General features: G+C 39.7%; 19 protein-coding genes. 11 read left to right on the top strand and 8 right to left on the bottom strand.

The features are described from left to right. Positions 1-21 precede the first annotated feature (21 nt). From ACQKIC_RS16815 to ACQKIC_RS16795, 5 genes are all read left to right on the top strand, one after another. Positions 22-3,018 (top strand): AAA family ATPase, encoded by a 2,997-nt coding sequence (locus tag ACQKIC_RS16815; RefSeq protein WP_427592017.1) that lies wholly within the window; start codon positions 22-24, stop codon positions 3,016-3,018. A gap of 79 nt (positions 3,019-3,097) precedes the next feature. After that, on the top strand, positions 3,098-3,493 hold the full coding sequence (locus ACQKIC_RS16810) for a hypothetical protein (protein ID WP_402867703.1): 396 nt from the start codon (positions 3,098-3,100) through the stop codon (positions 3,491-3,493). Between the two features lie 221 nt (positions 3,494-3,714). Beyond that, entirely contained in the window at positions 3,715-4,500 is a 786-nt protein-coding gene (locus tag ACQKIC_RS16805) for a (2Fe-2S)-binding protein (protein WP_402955732.1), read from the top strand. Positions 4,501-4,627: 127 nt separating this feature from the next. Continuing rightward, positions 4,628-5,569 carry a 3'-5' exoribonuclease YhaM gene (gene yhaM, locus ACQKIC_RS16800; protein ID WP_427592016.1) on the top strand — a complete coding sequence of 314 codons (942 nt, stop codon included), beginning with the start codon at positions 4,628-4,630 and terminating at the stop codon, positions 5,567-5,569. Between the two features lie 97 nt (positions 5,570-5,666). Beyond that, a complete protein-coding gene (locus ACQKIC_RS16795; RefSeq protein ID WP_402867706.1) occupies positions 5,667-5,834 on the top strand; it encodes a sporulation YhaL family protein in 168 nt (55 codons plus the stop codon). A 54-nt stretch (positions 5,835-5,888) separates the two neighbouring features. Here the strand turns inward: ACQKIC_RS16795 and ACQKIC_RS16790 are convergent, their stop codons facing one another. Continuing rightward, entirely contained in the window at positions 5,889-6,749 is an 861-nt protein-coding gene (locus ACQKIC_RS16790) for a peptidylprolyl isomerase (RefSeq protein ID WP_402867707.1), read from the bottom strand. 204 nt (positions 6,750-6,953) lie between these two features. Here ACQKIC_RS16790 and ACQKIC_RS16785 point away from each other — a divergent pair, with 204 nt between their 5' ends. After that, on the top strand, positions 6,954-7,037 hold the full coding sequence (locus ACQKIC_RS16785; RefSeq protein WP_402868524.1) for a YjcZ family sporulation protein: 84 nt from the start codon (positions 6,954-6,956) through the stop codon (positions 7,035-7,037). Positions 7,038-7,216: 179 nt separating this feature from the next. Then, the gene (locus ACQKIC_RS16780; RefSeq protein WP_402868526.1) at positions 7,217-7,300 is read left to right on the top strand and encodes a YjcZ family sporulation protein; all 84 of its coding nucleotides are present in this window, start codon (positions 7,217-7,219) and stop codon (positions 7,298-7,300) included. A gap of 123 nt (positions 7,301-7,423) precedes the next feature. Here ACQKIC_RS16780 and ACQKIC_RS16775 read toward each other — a convergent pair whose 3' ends face one another. Both ACQKIC_RS16775 and ACQKIC_RS16770 read right to left on the bottom strand, forming a co-directional pair. Then, the gene (locus ACQKIC_RS16775) at positions 7,424-7,606 is read right to left on the bottom strand and encodes a hypothetical protein (RefSeq protein ID WP_402867708.1); all 183 of its coding nucleotides are present in this window, start codon (positions 7,604-7,606) and stop codon (positions 7,424-7,426) included. A 98-nt stretch (positions 7,607-7,704) separates the two neighbouring features. Next, a complete protein-coding gene (locus ACQKIC_RS16770; protein ID WP_402990353.1) occupies positions 7,705-8,091 on the bottom strand; it encodes a DUF3267 domain-containing protein in 387 nt (128 codons plus the stop codon). A gap of 375 nt (positions 8,092-8,466) precedes the next feature. Between ACQKIC_RS16770 and ACQKIC_RS16765 the strand changes: the two genes are divergently transcribed. Further along, positions 8,467-8,793, top strand: coding sequence for a DUF1878 family protein (locus ACQKIC_RS16765; RefSeq protein WP_402867710.1), 327 nt, complete (start codon positions 8,467-8,469; stop codon positions 8,791-8,793). 2 nt (positions 8,794-8,795) lie between these two features. Here ACQKIC_RS16765 and ACQKIC_RS16760 read toward each other — a convergent pair whose 3' ends face one another. Together ACQKIC_RS16760 and ACQKIC_RS16755 are read right to left on the bottom strand one after the other, a co-directional pair. Then, positions 8,796-9,374 carry an HTH-type transcriptional regulator Hpr gene (locus tag ACQKIC_RS16760; RefSeq protein ID WP_402867711.1) on the bottom strand — a complete coding sequence of 193 codons (579 nt, stop codon included), beginning with the start codon at positions 9,372-9,374 and terminating at the stop codon, positions 8,796-8,798. A gap of 188 nt (positions 9,375-9,562) precedes the next feature. Continuing rightward, positions 9,563-9,925 carry a YtxH domain-containing protein gene (locus ACQKIC_RS16755; protein ID WP_402867712.1) on the bottom strand — a complete coding sequence of 121 codons (363 nt, stop codon included), beginning with the start codon at positions 9,923-9,925 and terminating at the stop codon, positions 9,563-9,565. A gap of 320 nt (positions 9,926-10,245) precedes the next feature. Here ACQKIC_RS16755 and ACQKIC_RS16750 point away from each other — a divergent pair, with 320 nt between their 5' ends. After that, positions 10,246-10,425, top strand: coding sequence for a hypothetical protein (locus ACQKIC_RS16750; RefSeq protein WP_402955735.1), 180 nt, complete (start codon positions 10,246-10,248; stop codon positions 10,423-10,425). A 121-nt stretch (positions 10,426-10,546) separates the two neighbouring features. On the opposite strand, the gene ACQKIC_RS16745 is transcribed toward ACQKIC_RS16750, so the two are convergent. The 3 genes from ACQKIC_RS16745 to ACQKIC_RS16735 form a co-directional block, all read right to left on the bottom strand. Continuing rightward, positions 10,547-11,065, bottom strand: a complete 519-nt coding sequence (locus ACQKIC_RS16745; protein WP_402867713.1) for a tryptophan transporter — start codon at positions 11,063-11,065, stop codon at positions 10,547-10,549. Positions 11,066-11,189: 124 nt separating this feature from the next. Then, entirely contained in the window at positions 11,190-12,293 is a 1,104-nt protein-coding gene (gene serC, locus ACQKIC_RS16740) for a 3-phosphoserine/phosphohydroxythreonine transaminase (protein ID WP_427592015.1), read from the bottom strand. A gap of 202 nt (positions 12,294-12,495) precedes the next feature. Beyond that, positions 12,496-12,918: an HIT family protein gene (locus ACQKIC_RS16735; RefSeq protein WP_402955763.1), complete on the bottom strand. Its 423-nt coding sequence runs from the start codon at positions 12,916-12,918 to the stop codon at positions 12,496-12,498. 661 nt (positions 12,919-13,579) lie between these two features. Between ACQKIC_RS16735 and ACQKIC_RS16730 the strand changes: the two genes are divergently transcribed. Continuing rightward, on the top strand, positions 13,580-14,323 hold the full coding sequence (locus ACQKIC_RS16730) for an ABC transporter ATP-binding protein (protein ID WP_402990130.1): 744 nt from the start codon (positions 13,580-13,582) through the stop codon (positions 14,321-14,323). Beyond that, positions 14,316-15,524 (top strand): ABC transporter permease, encoded by a 1,209-nt coding sequence (locus ACQKIC_RS16725; RefSeq protein ID WP_427592014.1) that lies wholly within the window; start codon positions 14,316-14,318, stop codon positions 15,522-15,524. Before ACQKIC_RS16730 ends, ACQKIC_RS16725 begins: the two co-directional genes overlap by 8 nt. Positions 15,525-15,623: the final 99 nt, after the last annotated feature.

Here is a 15,623-nt window from a genome sequence, read left to right as displayed (position 1 = left end):
CAATTGAAGGAGGAACCCGATTTGAAAATTAAAGACCTCCATGTTTATGGCTATGGGAAACTGGAAAACCAGAGGTTCTTAGAAATGGGGCAGCTGCAGGTTTTCTATGGGGAGAATGAGTCAGGTAAATCCACAATCATGTCATTCATACACAGTCTTTTATTTGGTTTTCCGACAAAGGTTCAAAATGTTCGGCGATATGAGCCTAAACTTCATGCCAAGTATGGCGGGAGACTCACGCTTATTACAAAAAAAGATGGTGAAGTCATCATTGAACGGGTGAAGGGGAAGGCAACGGGAGATGTGAAAATCACATTCCAGGATGGGAGAACCGGAGGCGAAGAAGAGCTCAATGAAATTCTTCATGGCATGGATAAAAACTATTATCAGTCCATCTTTTCTTTTGACCTTCAGGGGTTACAAGGCTTGTCAGCCCTTAGTGAAGGGGACATGAGTAAATATTTACTTTCGGCAGGCCTGATAGGGAATGATCGGTTGCTGGAGGCTGAAACGAAGCTACAGAAGGAGATGGATCTCCGGTTCAAACCTTCCGGGCAGAAACCACTATTAAACGTGAAAATAAAAGAGCTTAAGGAATTGGAGAAACAAGTCAAAGCTGCCGAAGTGGAACAACAGTCTTATACTGTTTTGTGCCAAGATGAAATCGAGCTGAATAGTCAACTGGCCAGCTGTCTGGAACAAATCCAAGAGATGGAGAGAAAACTTGTTGAATCGAGATCTTTTTTACGAATTAAGCCATTATTCGAGGAACGCCGGGAAATTGAAGCAAGATTGAATGACATCGGGGACATGAATTTTCCTTCGGATGGTTTGAGGCGGTTAGAGCAGCTGCAAGCCGTTGAAGTTCCATTAAATGCTCAACTGGCGGCCTTGAATGAGAAGGTGCGTAAAATCGAAAGGGACCTTATGCAAAATGAAAGTGGTTCGTTCCTTAGAAAGCATAAAGAAAAGGTCGAATTTGCCATCGAACAAGGGGCGATGCTGGATAAGCTAGAGCTGGAAATAAGGAAAGTAGAACATGAAATTCAAGCTGAAGTAAAAAAAATCGAAAGGATTAAGCAGGATTTATTTTGGGATGCTGCTGATCAACATATCAGTAAGCTTGATACCAGTACGTTCATGAAAGAAAAAATAAAGAGAGCGGAAAGGGAAAAGCATCATTTGCACCAAAGTGAAAATCTGCTTGATGAAAAATATAGTCGGCAAAAAGTGGGTCTGGACACGACGGAAGCACGGATGAAGGAGTTAAAGTCAAAGCTTATGCCTTCGGAAAAAAGAAACGAGTTGGAAGCCATCGTCAACAAACGACAGGATTCCAACTTTGACGAAGTGAAAAGGCAATTTCTTGATGAGCAAATTTCAGAGCTGGAGGGCCAACTAGACTCCCGGAAGAAGCGACAGGATCATCATAAGCGCTTCCACTTACTAACTGGCGGATTGATTGTCCTCATATGTGTGATTGCGATAGGAAGCTTCGTCAAAGGCCAGAGCCTAGGCGGATTTATTTTACTGAGTGCAGCCATTGTATTGGCTGTTTCTCGGTTCCTTTCCAAAGGTGACGATAGTTTGGTTGGACAGTCTGCGCAACTTGAGCAAGCGAAAAGGAAACGAGCAGCGTTGGATCGGGTCGATAAATCTCAAAGGGACATGAGTTCAGGGGCTATGAAGCAGCTCATCAACCAAGATGATGACCTTCAAAAACAGCTGGACCATGAAATGTTTAAATATAAAGAACGGGAGGATTCCTTCGAATCCACCATCCAGGAATATGCCGCATGGGAGGAGAGAAAGGTACAGCTACTAGAAACCGTGAATGCCATCATGACTTCTTGGGGCTTCCCGCATCCAGGTTCGGACGTCAATCTAGAGTCTACCTTTGACGAGTTGGTGAAGTGGAAGGCAGCAGTTGAAAGAAAGAATGAATATATCGAGACCCATCGCTTATTAAAAGCCGATTTCCATAGTATATCGGATGCGTTATTTGATTATGCCTTACAGATTGGCAAAGAGCCATCCACATGGAAGGATGCCATCCTAACGTTGAAAAAGGAAGTTCACCTCATGGCGGATCAAACAGCCAAGTTGGTGCAATGTCAGCAGGTACTCAGAGATTTAATGAGTGAAAAAGAAAGCCTGATGCTGGAAAAAGACTATCTTGAAAAGGAGAAGGACCAGCTATTTACGAAAGCTAAGGTGGATAGTGAAGAAACATATCGTGAAAAAGCCATTTTGGCCGATGAAAGAATCATGCTGCAAAAGCAATGGGAATTACTCAACATTCAATTGAGCCAAGCGGATATGCAACCGGAACGAATCCAAACACTTTCCGAACAAGGAATCAACGTGTATTCGGTTGAAAACTTGGAACAAAGACGGAAGGATCTAGTAAAGGAAAAAACAGTTTTACTGGAGAACCAAGCTGATACTCGATATAAGATCAAACAGTTGGAGGCAAATGGCGTTTATGAGGAGTTGCTGCATCGTTTCCATGAAGCAAAAGCCGCTTTTAACGAGGAAGCAAAGGGATGGGCAAAATTGGCATTGGCTAAAGGCTTATTAAATAAAACCCTGGACCGATATAAAAGGGAACGGCTTCCAAAGGTCATTGCGGAAGCGGAGCAACATTTAGTTTTTTTAACGAATGGTCGCTACCAAAAAATCATCCTGGAGCCAAAAGGTGAAGGGTTACGTGTAGAGCGGAGCGATGGTTTGAATTTCGAGGCCGAGGAAGTCAGCCGGGGAACGGCTGAGCAGATTTATGTATCCTTAAGGCTAGCACTTGCCGATCATACTTTTGCGGAAGATCCTTTTCCCCTTATCATCGATGACAGTTTTGTTAATTTTGATGGGAAGAGGACAAAACGGATGCTTGAGCTGTTGAATAAGGTATCCCAAAGGCGTCAAGTTTTATTTTTTACGTGTCATGATCATAATTTGCACCATTTCGAGGGAAATGACGTGATTCATCTGTCCAAGCAAGCTTTGACTCCAAAATGATCATATTTTATCCTCCCCGACATAAAATGAAAAAAACCTATAATAAAGAGAGTGAACGAATTTGGACATGCATGATTTTTTGAATCGATATGATGCTTCGCTACAGTTACTCATCGAGGATGAATTTCCTGACAGACGGTGTGTTGGCGGGAAGTATTCGGTTTCGAAACATACCATCACGTTATATAAAAAAGATATCGAAATCCAATTGCAACGTTTACTTGGTTCCCTCGAAAGGCTTGAGGAATATGTATGGATCATCTTTGCCCATGAGATGGGCCATGCATTGGACCCGGACCTTTCCATGTTGAGCATGGAATTAGTTGGTCCGAGTAAACGGGAAACGCTCTATCAAATAGAACTCAATGCATGGAACATTGCAGGTGAATTGATTCCATTCATCGATCAAGGCTTATTTAGTAGAGTTAGGGATGAGTCGCTGAGCTATTGTACAAAAGACGTACTTGTTGGTTGAAAACCCTCCGGAATTGGAGGGTTTTTTGTTTTCACATCGACTCATGACTTCGAATGGAGATAGTTGAAGGGTCTTCGGGATTCCTATGGACGCGTATGTCGGTTTCCAGTATATAAGCTGAAGGATCTGAGCGTAAATGAAGGCATCGTTCTTTTTTTAAATTGACATTGAGAATCATTTTCATTAAACTAGGATTAATAGACTAAAAGGGGAGTAGTATAATGAGTCCATCTCTTAAAACCCAGTCTTTATCATGTGGTAATGCTGAAAAATCAATTATAAATGGAATGAATATAGAAATGCCTCAACCTCATAAGGTGTCACCTTCAATCGAAGAAGAGCTGCAAACGTATCGGATTTCCTTTAAAGAGGAGATAAACAATCCAAGAAACGTGGAGGATATCGAAGAATTGATTGGTTATGCAATAATCCGCTCTGGAGCAGATACTCCTAGGGTTGCCGCTTCCATGTGGTTCAGGCGTTATGCATTTTTTATTACGGCACAATTGTACATGATCAGTAAGCATCGGCTTGTTTGGAATGGTTCGCTTTCTGATTTGGCCATTCTGGATGATCCTGCAGATGTGCAATGGTTTCCAAAATTCTGGCTGAAAGAAAATAGTTGGAGCGATGTTCCGGAGAAGGAAAGCCAACAAGCATTACATACTGTATTAAATAAATTTGGCGCTGATGTCATTGTCCCACTTTCTAAATCTACTAAAGTATCAAGACTTATACTTTGGGAAAATATATGGGGGTATACGGTCTGGATGTATTCAGAGTTGTTGAAGCAATGTGATATCAAAGAAAGAGTGGAAGCCGATATCGAAAATCTGCTGGATGATGAAATCTGGCTGGGGATGGAAAAGCGGTCCCCATTCAAACGCTTTATCGGGGAAAAGACGGTACCTGAATCCATGAATTCTTATAAGCGTGTGACATGCTGTTTATATTATCAAATCGAAGGTCAAATGAAATGCCCTTATTGTCCCAATAGTAACTGTTGAATGATTTGTTTAGGAACCAGGCTGTAAGTAAAGCCTGGTTTTCTTATGTGCACTTTAATAGAAACTAAACGCACTAACCAAATTGGTATGTTATAATGTTGATATTTAATTGAACGGAGGCAGTCGCATGAACAATGGGATCATTCATTATGGAATTGGTGAAGTAGTAGATATATATATGTACATCAAAACGAGTACAAAGGCGGTTGCGAGTAATGGCAAGCCATTTTTGACGCTGATTTTGTCTGATAAAACGGGTGAAATCGAGGCTAAACTCTGGGATGTATCAGAGGCTGATGAAAAAACGTACAGTGCCGAGGCTACGGTGAAGGTACAAGGAGAGGTTCAGAATTATCGCGGTCGGAGTCAATTGAAGATTCGTCATCTTAGACTGACTACGGATGCTGATGGCGTCACAAAAGGCGATTTGATTCAAACGGCACCTCTAAGTCAGGAAGAAATGATGGAGACCATCACCCAATTCATCTTTGAAATGAGAAATCCGAATATCCAAAGAGTGACTAGGCATCTGGTCAAAAAGTATCAGGAAGAACTCTTAACATTCCCTGCTGCCACTAAGAACCATCATGAGTACATGTCGGGCCTAGCTTACCATGTCGTGTCCATGCTGGGGCTTGCAAAGGCCATTTCAGGCTTATATCCATCCCTTGATAAGGACCTTCTATATGCCGGGGTCATTTTACATGATTTAGGTAAAGTCCATGAGTTATCGGGTCCTGTGTCAACTGTTTATACGGTTGAAGGGAACCTGCTTGGCCATATCACGATCATGGTGAATGAAGTGGGCAAAGCTGCAGAAGAACTTGGGATTGATACCGAAGAAATAATGATTTTGAAACATTTAGTTTTGAGTCATCATGGAAAAGCGGAATGGGGAAGTCCGAAACCGCCTATGGTGAGGGAAGCGGAAGTCCTTCATTATATAGATAACATGGATGCCAAAATCAATATGATGGATCGGGCCCTTGAAAAAGTGAAACCAGGGGAATTCACCGAAAGAGTCTTTGCACTGGATAATCGTACATTCTATAAACCAACCTTTAAATAATGAATATGCTTCTTTCCTAACCGGGAAAGAAGCATATTTTTTTATCTCCTGCATATGCTCTAGTAAAACGATGGGGGATCTTGAAAGGAGAATGGACATGCCAATATGGATCTGGTTCGTGTTTATTGGAATCATTGTCAGTGCCGTTATGTCAATATGGACAGCGAGGAAAGAACGCATGATAGACGAAGCGTGGATTGAAAAGGAAGGGCAGAAATATATAGACCGTATGATAGAGGAAAGAGAGAAACGAAAAGAGGCCTAAGATAATAGTAAAAAGCGACAGGGGGTGGTCCCTGTCGCTTTTTAGTGGTGACTATTATTTTTCTGTAGCAGTTTCGGATGTGATGGAATCTTTCAATTCTTTATCCTTGACCTTCACGTCTGCTTTTTTAATTTCAGAATCTAAAATATTTTGAACTTTAGTTTGGTCAATTTTAGCCACTTTTAGTTTATATTCAAGATCCTTTTTCATATCTTTATACGATTCTTTTTCTTTCTTATCCTGCAATTGGATGATATGGTAGCCAAATTCAGATTTTACTGGCTTGGAGATTTCGTCTTTTTTCAGCTTAGCTGCAGCTGTTTCGAATTCCGGAACCATTTCACCTGTACTGAACCAACCAAGATCTCCACCCTTTGCAGCCGTTCCTGTATCAGTGGAATATTCTTTCGCAAGTGCGGCGAAGTCTCCACCCTTGTCCAATTTAGCTTTGACTTCTTCAGCCGTTTTCTTGTCTTTCACAAGAATATGTCTGGCTTTAAGGTCTGGTTTGTAGTTTTCGTAAGCTTCTTTCACTTCCGCTTCCTTCACGTTAATGTCCGCGATGGCCGCTTTTTCTTGAAGCATGCCGATTCTAAGTGCACGCTTAAGATCTGCTTCACTATTATATCCAGATGAAGCTAAAGCCGAGTCGAAGTTTTCGCCCATTTGATCTTTAAGCTCTTTTACTTTAGCTTTAACTTCTTTATCCGTTACCGTGTATTTATCTGAAAGAACCTTTTCGTATACCATTTCCTGAAGGACTTGGTCACCGTATCTGTCTTTCATCACATTGTAAAACTCTTCTTTTGATATATCTCCAGCTTTTGATTCCACTACTGCTTCTTTGTCGCTGTTGCATGCTGTAAGTCCGATCAGTCCAGCAGCTACGGCAACCGATAATGCCCACTTCTTCATTTAGTAACAACTCCTAATTTTTAAGTTTCTTTTTTTTTGTAATTATTCGATTATCCACAAAACTAACTATAACATATTTTGGCTGTTTTACAAAAAATAATATATTGATGTACCTTTAAGAATTTCAAAAAAACTGGGTGTATGCCCACCCATATCCTGAATCCCTACATATGATAAATCGAAGACAACAATGGAGGTAGTTTTATGGGTAATCGATATGGCAGTGGGTTTGCTTTATTGGTTGTTTTATTCGTCTTATTAATGATTGCTGCGGTCGCATATTGTTAGCCGAACACAACATTAATATGAAAAGTGCCCACTCCTTTTGGAATGGAGATGAATAGGATAGGGTAGCCGCTCATGAAATTTACACATGGTGAATAAACCTGATGAAATGTATTTTTTTTACGGGTTATAAGAGTGTGCATGAAAGTAATCTTAATCTGGAATGGGAAGGAGGAAGATCAATGTCTGGAGGAGTTGGTGGGGGCTTTGCCCTAATAGTCGTTCTTTTCATCCTATTAGTAATCATTGGCGCATCCTGGTTATAAGAAAAGACAAAAAAGACGAAGCCGTGTGCTTCGCCTTTTTCTTTATGTGGATAGAAGCGTTGGAATACCACATTAATGCAGGTATGTAATGATTATTATCAGTATATACGCAAGGGCTTCCCTTTACACATATAAAACTTCAATATAGGAGGATAATAACAAAATAGTGATCAACACATTAATGGTCCTGAATACTTTAGGTTGCTTTTCTTCAGAGATTTCCTTTTGAATACATAAAGAGTTTGTCATTCTATTAATATTATAAAGAATCACAATAGCAAAAATAATAAACCAGAACGAGATCAAAAAATCCCTCCTTGCATAACATCATGTATAAATACGATACCAAATATTAATGAAAAAAGATACCTAAAAATCTTGGTAGCGTCGGAAGGAGGCAATATTCATTTTTGGACTAGGATATCGTATCCTTCTCCGTGCTCCTCAATGAAGGATCGCCCGGGTGATCCTATCAGGTTCTTGACATAAATGAAATCCGACACGCACAAACCTGTATGCAAAGATAGTAAAATGGTGAAATAATGGGTGTAGTGTGGGAAAGCCACGGCGCAACCGATAAAAATAAAGGACATGATGAAAAAGGGTAGAACCAAGGTGATAAGATAGAGATTTTTCCGAATCGGATGATGCACGTATACTTTGCATGTAAGTACGAGATGCCACCTGAGGGACCATGATGTTTTTACCTTTTTACATATTAATCTCATAGGTAAGTAGTGTAATAATTTGTGAACAGGATATAATAAGAGCAATAAGCTAAAAAATCCCATCGTTTGATCGTCATACAAAATGACATGGGGTGAAAATACGCTTAATAATGTATATATTAAAACAAATGACATCATTATAGTGAAAACTGTAAATAGGAGTAGACGGCAACTCCCATACTGTTTTGAAAGGTCAATTGTTTTCCATGAATTCATGTTGAAATCAGCCTCCATAGACCCTTAAATTTACTTACATACATTACGATGAATGAATGGAAAAAGCAATAGGTTTTATGGATTTTGTTTTTAGATAAAAAAGGATGGAGTTTCCAGGCTCAGGATTGGTGGGGCATTTCGTGGAGTAACGAAAATTAACTGAAAAAATAATAATGGATTTTGTATGCATATGCTAAATAATGATTGATTGGGGACTATAGAATGAGAAGTGTAAATGAGGAAATCGAAATACTCCGTTTTCACCAGCGACTGCTACTAAAGTTAATTCATAATCCACAGGCAAAATTGGATTATCTTTTCGTGGAAAAAAATTTCACGAAGAGGGAAGCCGAAGAATTACATGCCTTATGTGATGTATTGAGCAAACGCTTTGAAATAGAAAAAGCGGAAGGGTACATGAATTTTCGACCGCTTTTTAGTCAACTGGAGAAAAATTTGAATCCCAAAACAACTATAAAAGAATGCATTGAGGCTTGCCTCTCACAAGGTATATATGTATCGTTCATGAAGGAAATGGCTAAAATGTGAGATTAAACGGCCTCAGTTTCTTTCTCTATCTTTTTTTTTGTAATTTTGCCCTCCACGTCAGTAAAGTCCCGATCGATGTTAGCAAAGGATTTTTCGAATATTTCCATGAAATCTTCCCCATAGATATTACGGATGACAGCCATCATCTCAATCATTTCGGGGAACTTACCGTAAAGTTCACGAAGGGGCATCGCTCCGGAGAAAGCGGAGTTATTACTTGGTTCATAAGTCTCCATTAAATCAAGTATGACTTTTTCTCCCTCATCGGTGATTTCGATATACGTGTTTCTTTTATCATTCTCTTTTTTTGAGAACGTCAAGAATCCACGTTCTTCCAATTTCTTAGAAAAGTTAAAGGCAGTAGAAACATGCATGACCCCAAACTTGGCCACATCGGAAATGGAAGAGCCATTAAGATGATAGGCAATCCATAGAATGTGGTGCTCATTAATGTTTAAATCATGAGGCTTAATCCATTGTTGCCAGTCTTTTTCAATTGATTTCCATAAAGCTTTACTTAATTGAGCGATTCGCTGACTGAATATCATTGCTTCTTTCATAGAATAATTTTTATTCTGCATCTTATGGGCTCACCTACTTATCAGATTCTGTATATATTATTATGACAATAAAATAAAAATTAATAAAGAGAATATTAGCAAAATTTTTAGAAAATTTAATAATCGCCAATGAATTCTCCATTTTTCCCTAAAATACGATGTATTTTTATGGTAAAAATGGAGATTCGACAATGTGCTTCCTTTTGCCTTCAGTTTTTAGAAGAGGGTATGGTTGTTTCCAATTCTCTTAAAGATTCCTCTATTTCTTGAACATTCCTCAATAACTCCGTTTTATTCGGTTCGATGTCCTGCTTCCAGTTCTCTATGACGACTTGTACATCCGAAATGAAAGTTTTCACCGTTTCTTTGCTAATTTGAGTCGCTTCCATCGTGTCCTCTTTAATATTCAGCAATTTAACCTTCAACTCTTCAATCGTTGTTTTAATTTCATCGGAATTTGTTTTAATGCGACTCCGTAGGTCTTTCCCTGAAGTTGGTGTAGAAAGTAATGTGGCTGCACCCGCTACAACTGTTCCGGTAATAAAGCCGATCAATAATGATTTTGCCTTCATTTAGAATCACCTCATTTTATAATTATTCATTTCGCTTAACATGGCCTAAATCCCTGCTAGGAAAAACATCAATTGGAAATTATGTTATATAGGGATATAAATGCTATTGATAACAAAATACCATAATTTTCTTACTTATGGAAGAGGATCTACCATTTTATCTTTATATCACAAAAATATTTTTTTAAACTTCTTTCTTTCAATAATGATAGGGAAACCAAGTGTGAAGACTCTGGAAGTTTACATATAAAGGGAAGTTCAGCATATAGATAATAAAAAAACATGCTGTCGGCTCTGTTGATGGCATTGGTGGGTTTACAATGAAAATGATATTTTTATTAGGTCTACTATGCCTGTGCGGGATGGGGTATTTTTTAGCAAGAGCAAAACATCCAGGGAGTTATCCCCCTAAGAGGGTGCTTCAGTCCAATGCAGTCATGCTGGGGGTCCCAGGTGCCTTTCTGCTTTTGGTCTGGTTATTATGGGTGCTTGTTCATTAAGCGCCCGAGTGGTTTTAGGATGAGTTGGCGAGATCTAGTGGGTGTTGGTTCGAATCCATATAGGAGTGTAAAAAAAAGCACCGGGCATCCGGTGCTTTTTAAAGTATGTTAATCCTGCTGATTAAGCATGAACGGGTATCTTTGTTTTTTTTACAATGCCATTCACAATTGGATAAATAACGATGATTGCCACTGTGTTAAGCAGTACGGCAGGAAGTACGACAGCTCCGAATAGTGCAACGAAAGGTCCTGGCAAGGAAACGATGTAATAAGCCGAACCAAGGAAGACAGCACCAGATATGATGGTTCCTAAGGCAGTCAGGATACTCACGCTGATAACGGAAGTTGAAAACTTCCTAATCCCGATGAATAAAAGGTAAAACAAAAAGGCTGTGACCAACTTATCGATGATATTGGGGATTTGTCCTCCAGGGAATGTCGTTGTCATGGCAGAAATGGCTCCAGCAGCCAGGGCGACGATGAATACATTCTTTTTCTCGGGAAACAGTACAATCGCCAAAAACATCATCAGCAACATCATGTCAGGCTTCATTCCTAAGAAGAATCCAGGAATGATAAAATGGAGGGCTGCTCCAATCCCAATTAATAGGGACATCGACACAAGGGTTTTCGTTTTCATTTACTCATCTCTCCTATTCTCATCTCAACTAAATTTCTTCAACAATGCACTATTGCTTGTTGCAAGAAGTTTAAAATATTATATCATAGGACCTAGCCTTTTAGAAGTCACAATTACCTACATATCAAAGGGCTTGAGTTTCTTTTGCGCTGTAAGATTCTTGGAACTTTTTCATGAACGCAGCAAGTTCCAGACAATGGGAAAGTGGAACGGCATTATAAATGGATGCCCTGCAACCTCCGATGGAGCGATGTCCGTTAAGGCCTACGAATCCAGCTTCTTTTACTTCCTTTAGGAACTGCTTTTCAGCTTCTTCTGTTGGAAGCGTGAACGTAACATTCATATGTGAACGGCTATCAGATAGGGCGTGTCCTTTATAGAAGCCATTGCTGTTATCAATGGTATCGTAGATGGCTTTAGCCTTTTCTTCATTGATTTGTGCGAGTTTTTCTACACCGCCTTGTTCTTTTGCCCAATCCAATACAAGGGATAATAAGTAAATGGCCAATGTTGGCGGTGTATTGTATAAAGAGTTACTTTTTGAATGAATAGAATAATTAAGCATGGAAGGAATCTTGTCATTATCAGTTATTAAGTCTTTACGGATAATTACGACCGTGATTCCTGATGGTCCCAAGTTTTTTTGTGCTCCCGCATAAATGATGCCGAACTTACTAACATCAATTTTTCTGCTAAGGATATCGCTCGACATATCTGCCACGAGTGGGACGCTTCCTGTTTCAGGGAATTCCTTCCATTGAGTGCCGTAGATGGTATTGTTGCTTGTAATGTGCAAATAGGCAGCATCTTCATTCATTTTGATATCAGTAACTTTGGGAATGAACGTATATGTATCATCTTTAGAAGAGGCAACGACCGCTGTTTCCCCAACTTTCTTGGCTTCCTTTAAAGCCTTTTCCGACCAAGAACCAGTCAGGACGTAATCTGCACGTTTCCCATCTTTCAATATATTCATCGGAACCATGGAAAATTGGAGGCTGGCTCCACCTTGTAAAAGCAAGACTTCGTAATTGTCCGGAATTTCCATGATTTCTTTCAGCGTTTGGATCGCGTGATTGTGGATTTTTTCGAATTCTGCGCTTCTATGACTTAATTCCATGACAGACATGCCAGAATCCTCGATATTCAACCATTCATTTTGAGCTCTTTGTAAAACTTCCAATGGAAGGGCAGCAGGCCCCGCGTTAAAATTACGTGCACGTTTCAATGTGTGTTCCTCCTATACAGTAATGTGTGAAAGTATGTAAGACTATATATATCCTAACAGAAAACGAATTTAAATAGGAGGAAAATTTAGAATTTTTAGTGTAGGAAATCGTTATGTAAAAACCTGTAAAAAACAGGCCCCTGAAGGAATCAGGGACCTACTTGGTCTTGGTTTTCCCTAATATGAACATAAAAGGGAAATGTTATTTGATGTGTTGCGAAATGGAATCGGCAATTCCTTTTAAAGCTTCAGGAGTATACTCGCTTGTATGGGTTTTCCAGACGGCACCGAATCCATCATGCTCACCATGGCGTGGAATCAAGTGCATATGGAAATGGAAGACGGATTGTCCGGCGGCCTCTCCGTTGTTGTTTAGGATATTCAATCCTACAGGCTCGAATTCCTGTTTCATGGCACGGGCAATTTCCGGTACGACTTCAAACAGATTCTTGGCGATCTCAGGTGTTAACTCATAAATGTTTTCCTTATGTACTTTCGGAATCACCAGTGTATGTCCTTTTGTTACTTGGCTGATATCAAGAAAGGCAAGTACATGTTCATTTTCATATACTTTCGTACTTGGAATCTCTCCATTGATGATTTTGCAGAAAATGCAATCGCTCATATAAAACACTCCATTCACTATTTTGGTTAATCGTACCATAGCATGATTCCCCAGGAAAAGAAAAAACATAAAAACAGGATGCAACGAAAACGTTGCACCCTGCCGGTTTGAAAAAGGGGAAGTGGGCTTCGATTATATATTCGCATTAGCATCTAAATTCTCTGCGACAAACACCTCATCTACAATAGAGTAAAATTTTGGTCATCTGATTAGAGATTCTGCATTCAAACCAACCATCTCCTATATCTTTAAAGTTTTTTCAACTTCCAAAGTATATTCGATAATGAATGAATGATTTTTCAGCTTTTACGTGCAAGAGAACCATCTCCTTGCTCGAAACGATTTTAATAATGAAGCTTCTGGTATCGTTCAGTTATACGTCTTTGACTGACACCTCATTTACAATTTTGAATGTGAATAAATTGTAATGGAACTTCTGGGTATTTCAGTGTTATACGTCTTTAACTGACACCTCATTTACAATATGACGTGAATCACTTGCAATGACTAGCCCCTTCTTCCTTAATTATGATGGCCCAGAAGTAAGAAAAATATAATTGGTTATTTTAGGAAGTTTTAAATTGGGTGCACTCGACTATATAAAAACAGGAGAATTTGGTAAAATGGTAAAAAGAACGTTTATATAGAAAGGATCGTTTATATGTCCTTATTGGAAATTAAGCAACTAGTTGGGGGATACACGAAATTACCCGTACTGAAAGGAATAAGTTTCGATATTCAGCCTAATGAGCTTGTTGGGTTAATCGGACTCAACGGTGCTGGGAAAAGTACGACGATAAAACACATTATTGGACTCATGGAGCCTAAAGGTGGAAGTGTCTCGATTCATGGAAAAACACTTGCCCAAGATCCTGATACATATCGGAAACAATTTACATATATTCCGGAAACGCCAATTTTATATGATGAATTGACACTTGAGGAACATTTGAAACTAACGGCCATGGCTCATGGTCTGGAAGAATCCGAGTATAAAGAGAGAATGACCGGTCTCTTGAAGGAATTCCGCATGGAGAAAAGGCTTAAATGGTTTCCGGCCCATTTTTCTAAGGGCATGAAACAGAAAGTCATGATCATGTGCGCCTTTTTAATACAACCATCATTATATATCATCGATGAGCCATTTGTTGGCCTGGATCCACTAGGCATTCAGTCTTTGCTTGATTTGATGAGGAAAATGAAGGAGAGTGGGGCAGGTATATTGATGTCGACGCATATCCTGGCTACTGCGGAACGTTATTGCGATTCTTTCATCATCCTGCACAACGGAGAAATACGGGCAAAAGGTAATTTGGAGCAGCTTCGCGAACAATTCTCCATGCCTGGAGCCACGCTTGACGATTTATACATCCAGTTAACGAAGGAAGAGAACGGTCATGAATAGTCAAGGTCTCTGGAAGGAACGGTATATTCTCTACATCCAGGAAATGCAAAAATACCTTCGTTACATTTTTAACGGCCATCTCGTTTTCGTGATGGTGTTGGTTTTAGGCGGTTTGGCTTATTATTACAGTGACTGGGTGAAAACACTGGATGGTGATTTTCCGGCTGAACTGATCATGGCCTTTGTGTTGGGCATCCTTGTAACTAGAAGTCCCATCAATACATTCTTAAAAGAACCGGATACCGTGTTTTTACTGCCGCTTGAAACGAAGATGAAATGCTACTTCAAAAATTCTCTGATGGTCAGTTGGGTCATGCAAGGATTTTTGCTATTAATCATGTTAATCGTATTCGTACCATTGTATGCAAAAGTTACGGGTGCAAGCGGTAAGCAGCTAGGGTTCATACTCGTTGTGTTACTCGTATTGAAGTATCTGAATTTGTCCATGCGCTGGCATGTGCTGAAGTACCAGGATGTATCAGTGAGCCACTGGGATTCGATTCTCCGCCTGGTACTTAATGCAGTAATACTTTACTTTGTATGTTCAAAAGCCCATATCCTATATGTACTGGTCACCTTCGTATTGCTGCTTGGCCTATATCTGTATTACCGCAGTGCCACCAAAAGCCTTGTTTTGAAGTGGGAACGTTTGGTGGAACTTGAAAACAAACGGATGACATCCTTTTACAGAATAGCGAATATGTTCACGGATGTTCCTCACTTGAAAGGGAAGGTAGCACGCAGGAAGTGGATGGACTGGCTTTTAGCCCTCATCCCATACGGTGAAAAATCCACCTACAATTACCTGTATGCCCGCACATTGCTTAGATCGAATGATTATGTAGGTCTATGCTTACGGTTAACGGTAATAGGCGCCGTCATTCTGATGGTGTTTACAAACATCTGGGCGCACTTAATCGTCACTTTCCTATTCCTATTCATGACAGCCCTTCAGCTTTTACCAGTTTGGAAGGTGCATGAATGGAAAGTCTGGGTATCCTTATATCCATTGCCCGCAAAAATGAGGGAAGCCGCAGTCATTAAACTTATATCCTATTTCCTTTTATTTGAGGCTGTACTGTTTTCCCTCATCCTTTTAATAAAAGGAGAATGGGTTTCCACTTTAGCCGTATTGGTTCTAGGGATCATCTTCATTCTGGGATTCAAAAAGTACGCCACCAAAAAAATCAAGAACTTTTAAACGCGAAGGGGCTGTCCCAAAAGTCAGGAAAATGACTTTTAGGGCAACCCTTTTTTTATGAAATTTATGCACAAAAAAATCGCCCTTTTTAGTAAAATG

The sequence above is a fragment of the Peribacillus sp. NPDC046944 genome (genome assembly GCF_050272735.1).
Classification (GTDB): Bacteria; Bacillota; Bacilli; order Bacillales; family DSM-1321; genus Peribacillus.
Note: the sequence above shows the minus strand (reverse complement) of the source record. Positions and strands in the feature narration are given on the sequence as shown.

Bases quoted from the DNA above. Each gene is read 5' to 3' on its own strand.
- ACQKIC_RS16745 (WP_402867713.1), bottom strand. From the start codon at position 11,065: ATGAAAACGAAAACCCTTGTGTCGATGTCCCTATTAATTGGGATTGGA.
- ACQKIC_RS16795 (WP_402867706.1), top strand. From the start codon at position 5,667: ATGCCAATATGGATCTGGTTCGTGTTTATTGGAATCATTGTCAGTGCC.
- ACQKIC_RS16730 (WP_402990130.1), top strand. From the start codon at position 13,580: ATGTCCTTATTGGAAATTAAGCAACTAGTTGGGGGATACACGAAATTA.
- ACQKIC_RS16760 (WP_402867711.1), bottom strand. From the start codon at position 9,374: ATGCAGAATAAAAATTATTCTATGAAAGAAGCAATGATATTCAGTCAG.
- ACQKIC_RS16725 (WP_427592014.1), top strand. From the start codon at position 14,316: ATGAATAGTCAAGGTCTCTGGAAGGAACGGTATATTCTCTACATCCAG.
- ACQKIC_RS16755 (WP_402867712.1), bottom strand. From the start codon at position 9,925: ATGAAGGCAAAATCATTATTGATCGGCTTTATTACCGGAACAGTTGTA.
- ACQKIC_RS16770 (WP_402990353.1), bottom strand. From the start codon at position 8,091: ATGGGATTTTTTAGCTTATTGCTCTTATTATATCCTGTTCACAAATTA.
- ACQKIC_RS16765 (WP_402867710.1), top strand. From the start codon at position 8,467: ATGAGAAGTGTAAATGAGGAAATCGAAATACTCCGTTTTCACCAGCGA.
- ACQKIC_RS16805 (WP_402955732.1), top strand. From the start codon at position 3,715: ATGAGTCCATCTCTTAAAACCCAGTCTTTATCATGTGGTAATGCTGAA.
- ACQKIC_RS16750 (WP_402955735.1), top strand. From the start codon at position 10,246: ATGAAAATGATATTTTTATTAGGTCTACTATGCCTGTGCGGGATGGGG.
- ACQKIC_RS16790 (WP_402867707.1), bottom strand. From the start codon at position 6,749: ATGAAGAAGTGGGCATTATCGGTTGCCGTAGCTGCTGGACTGATCGGA.
- ACQKIC_RS16780 (WP_402868526.1), top strand. From the start codon at position 7,217: ATGTCTGGAGGAGTTGGTGGGGGCTTTGCCCTAATAGTCGTTCTTTTC.
- ACQKIC_RS16735 (WP_402955763.1), bottom strand. From the start codon at position 12,918: ATGAGCGATTGCATTTTCTGCAAAATCATCAATGGAGAGATTCCAAGT.
- ACQKIC_RS16785 (WP_402868524.1), top strand. From the start codon at position 6,954: ATGGGTAATCGATATGGCAGTGGGTTTGCTTTATTGGTTGTTTTATTC.
- yhaM (WP_427592016.1), top strand. From the start codon at position 4,628: ATGAACAATGGGATCATTCATTATGGAATTGGTGAAGTAGTAGATATA.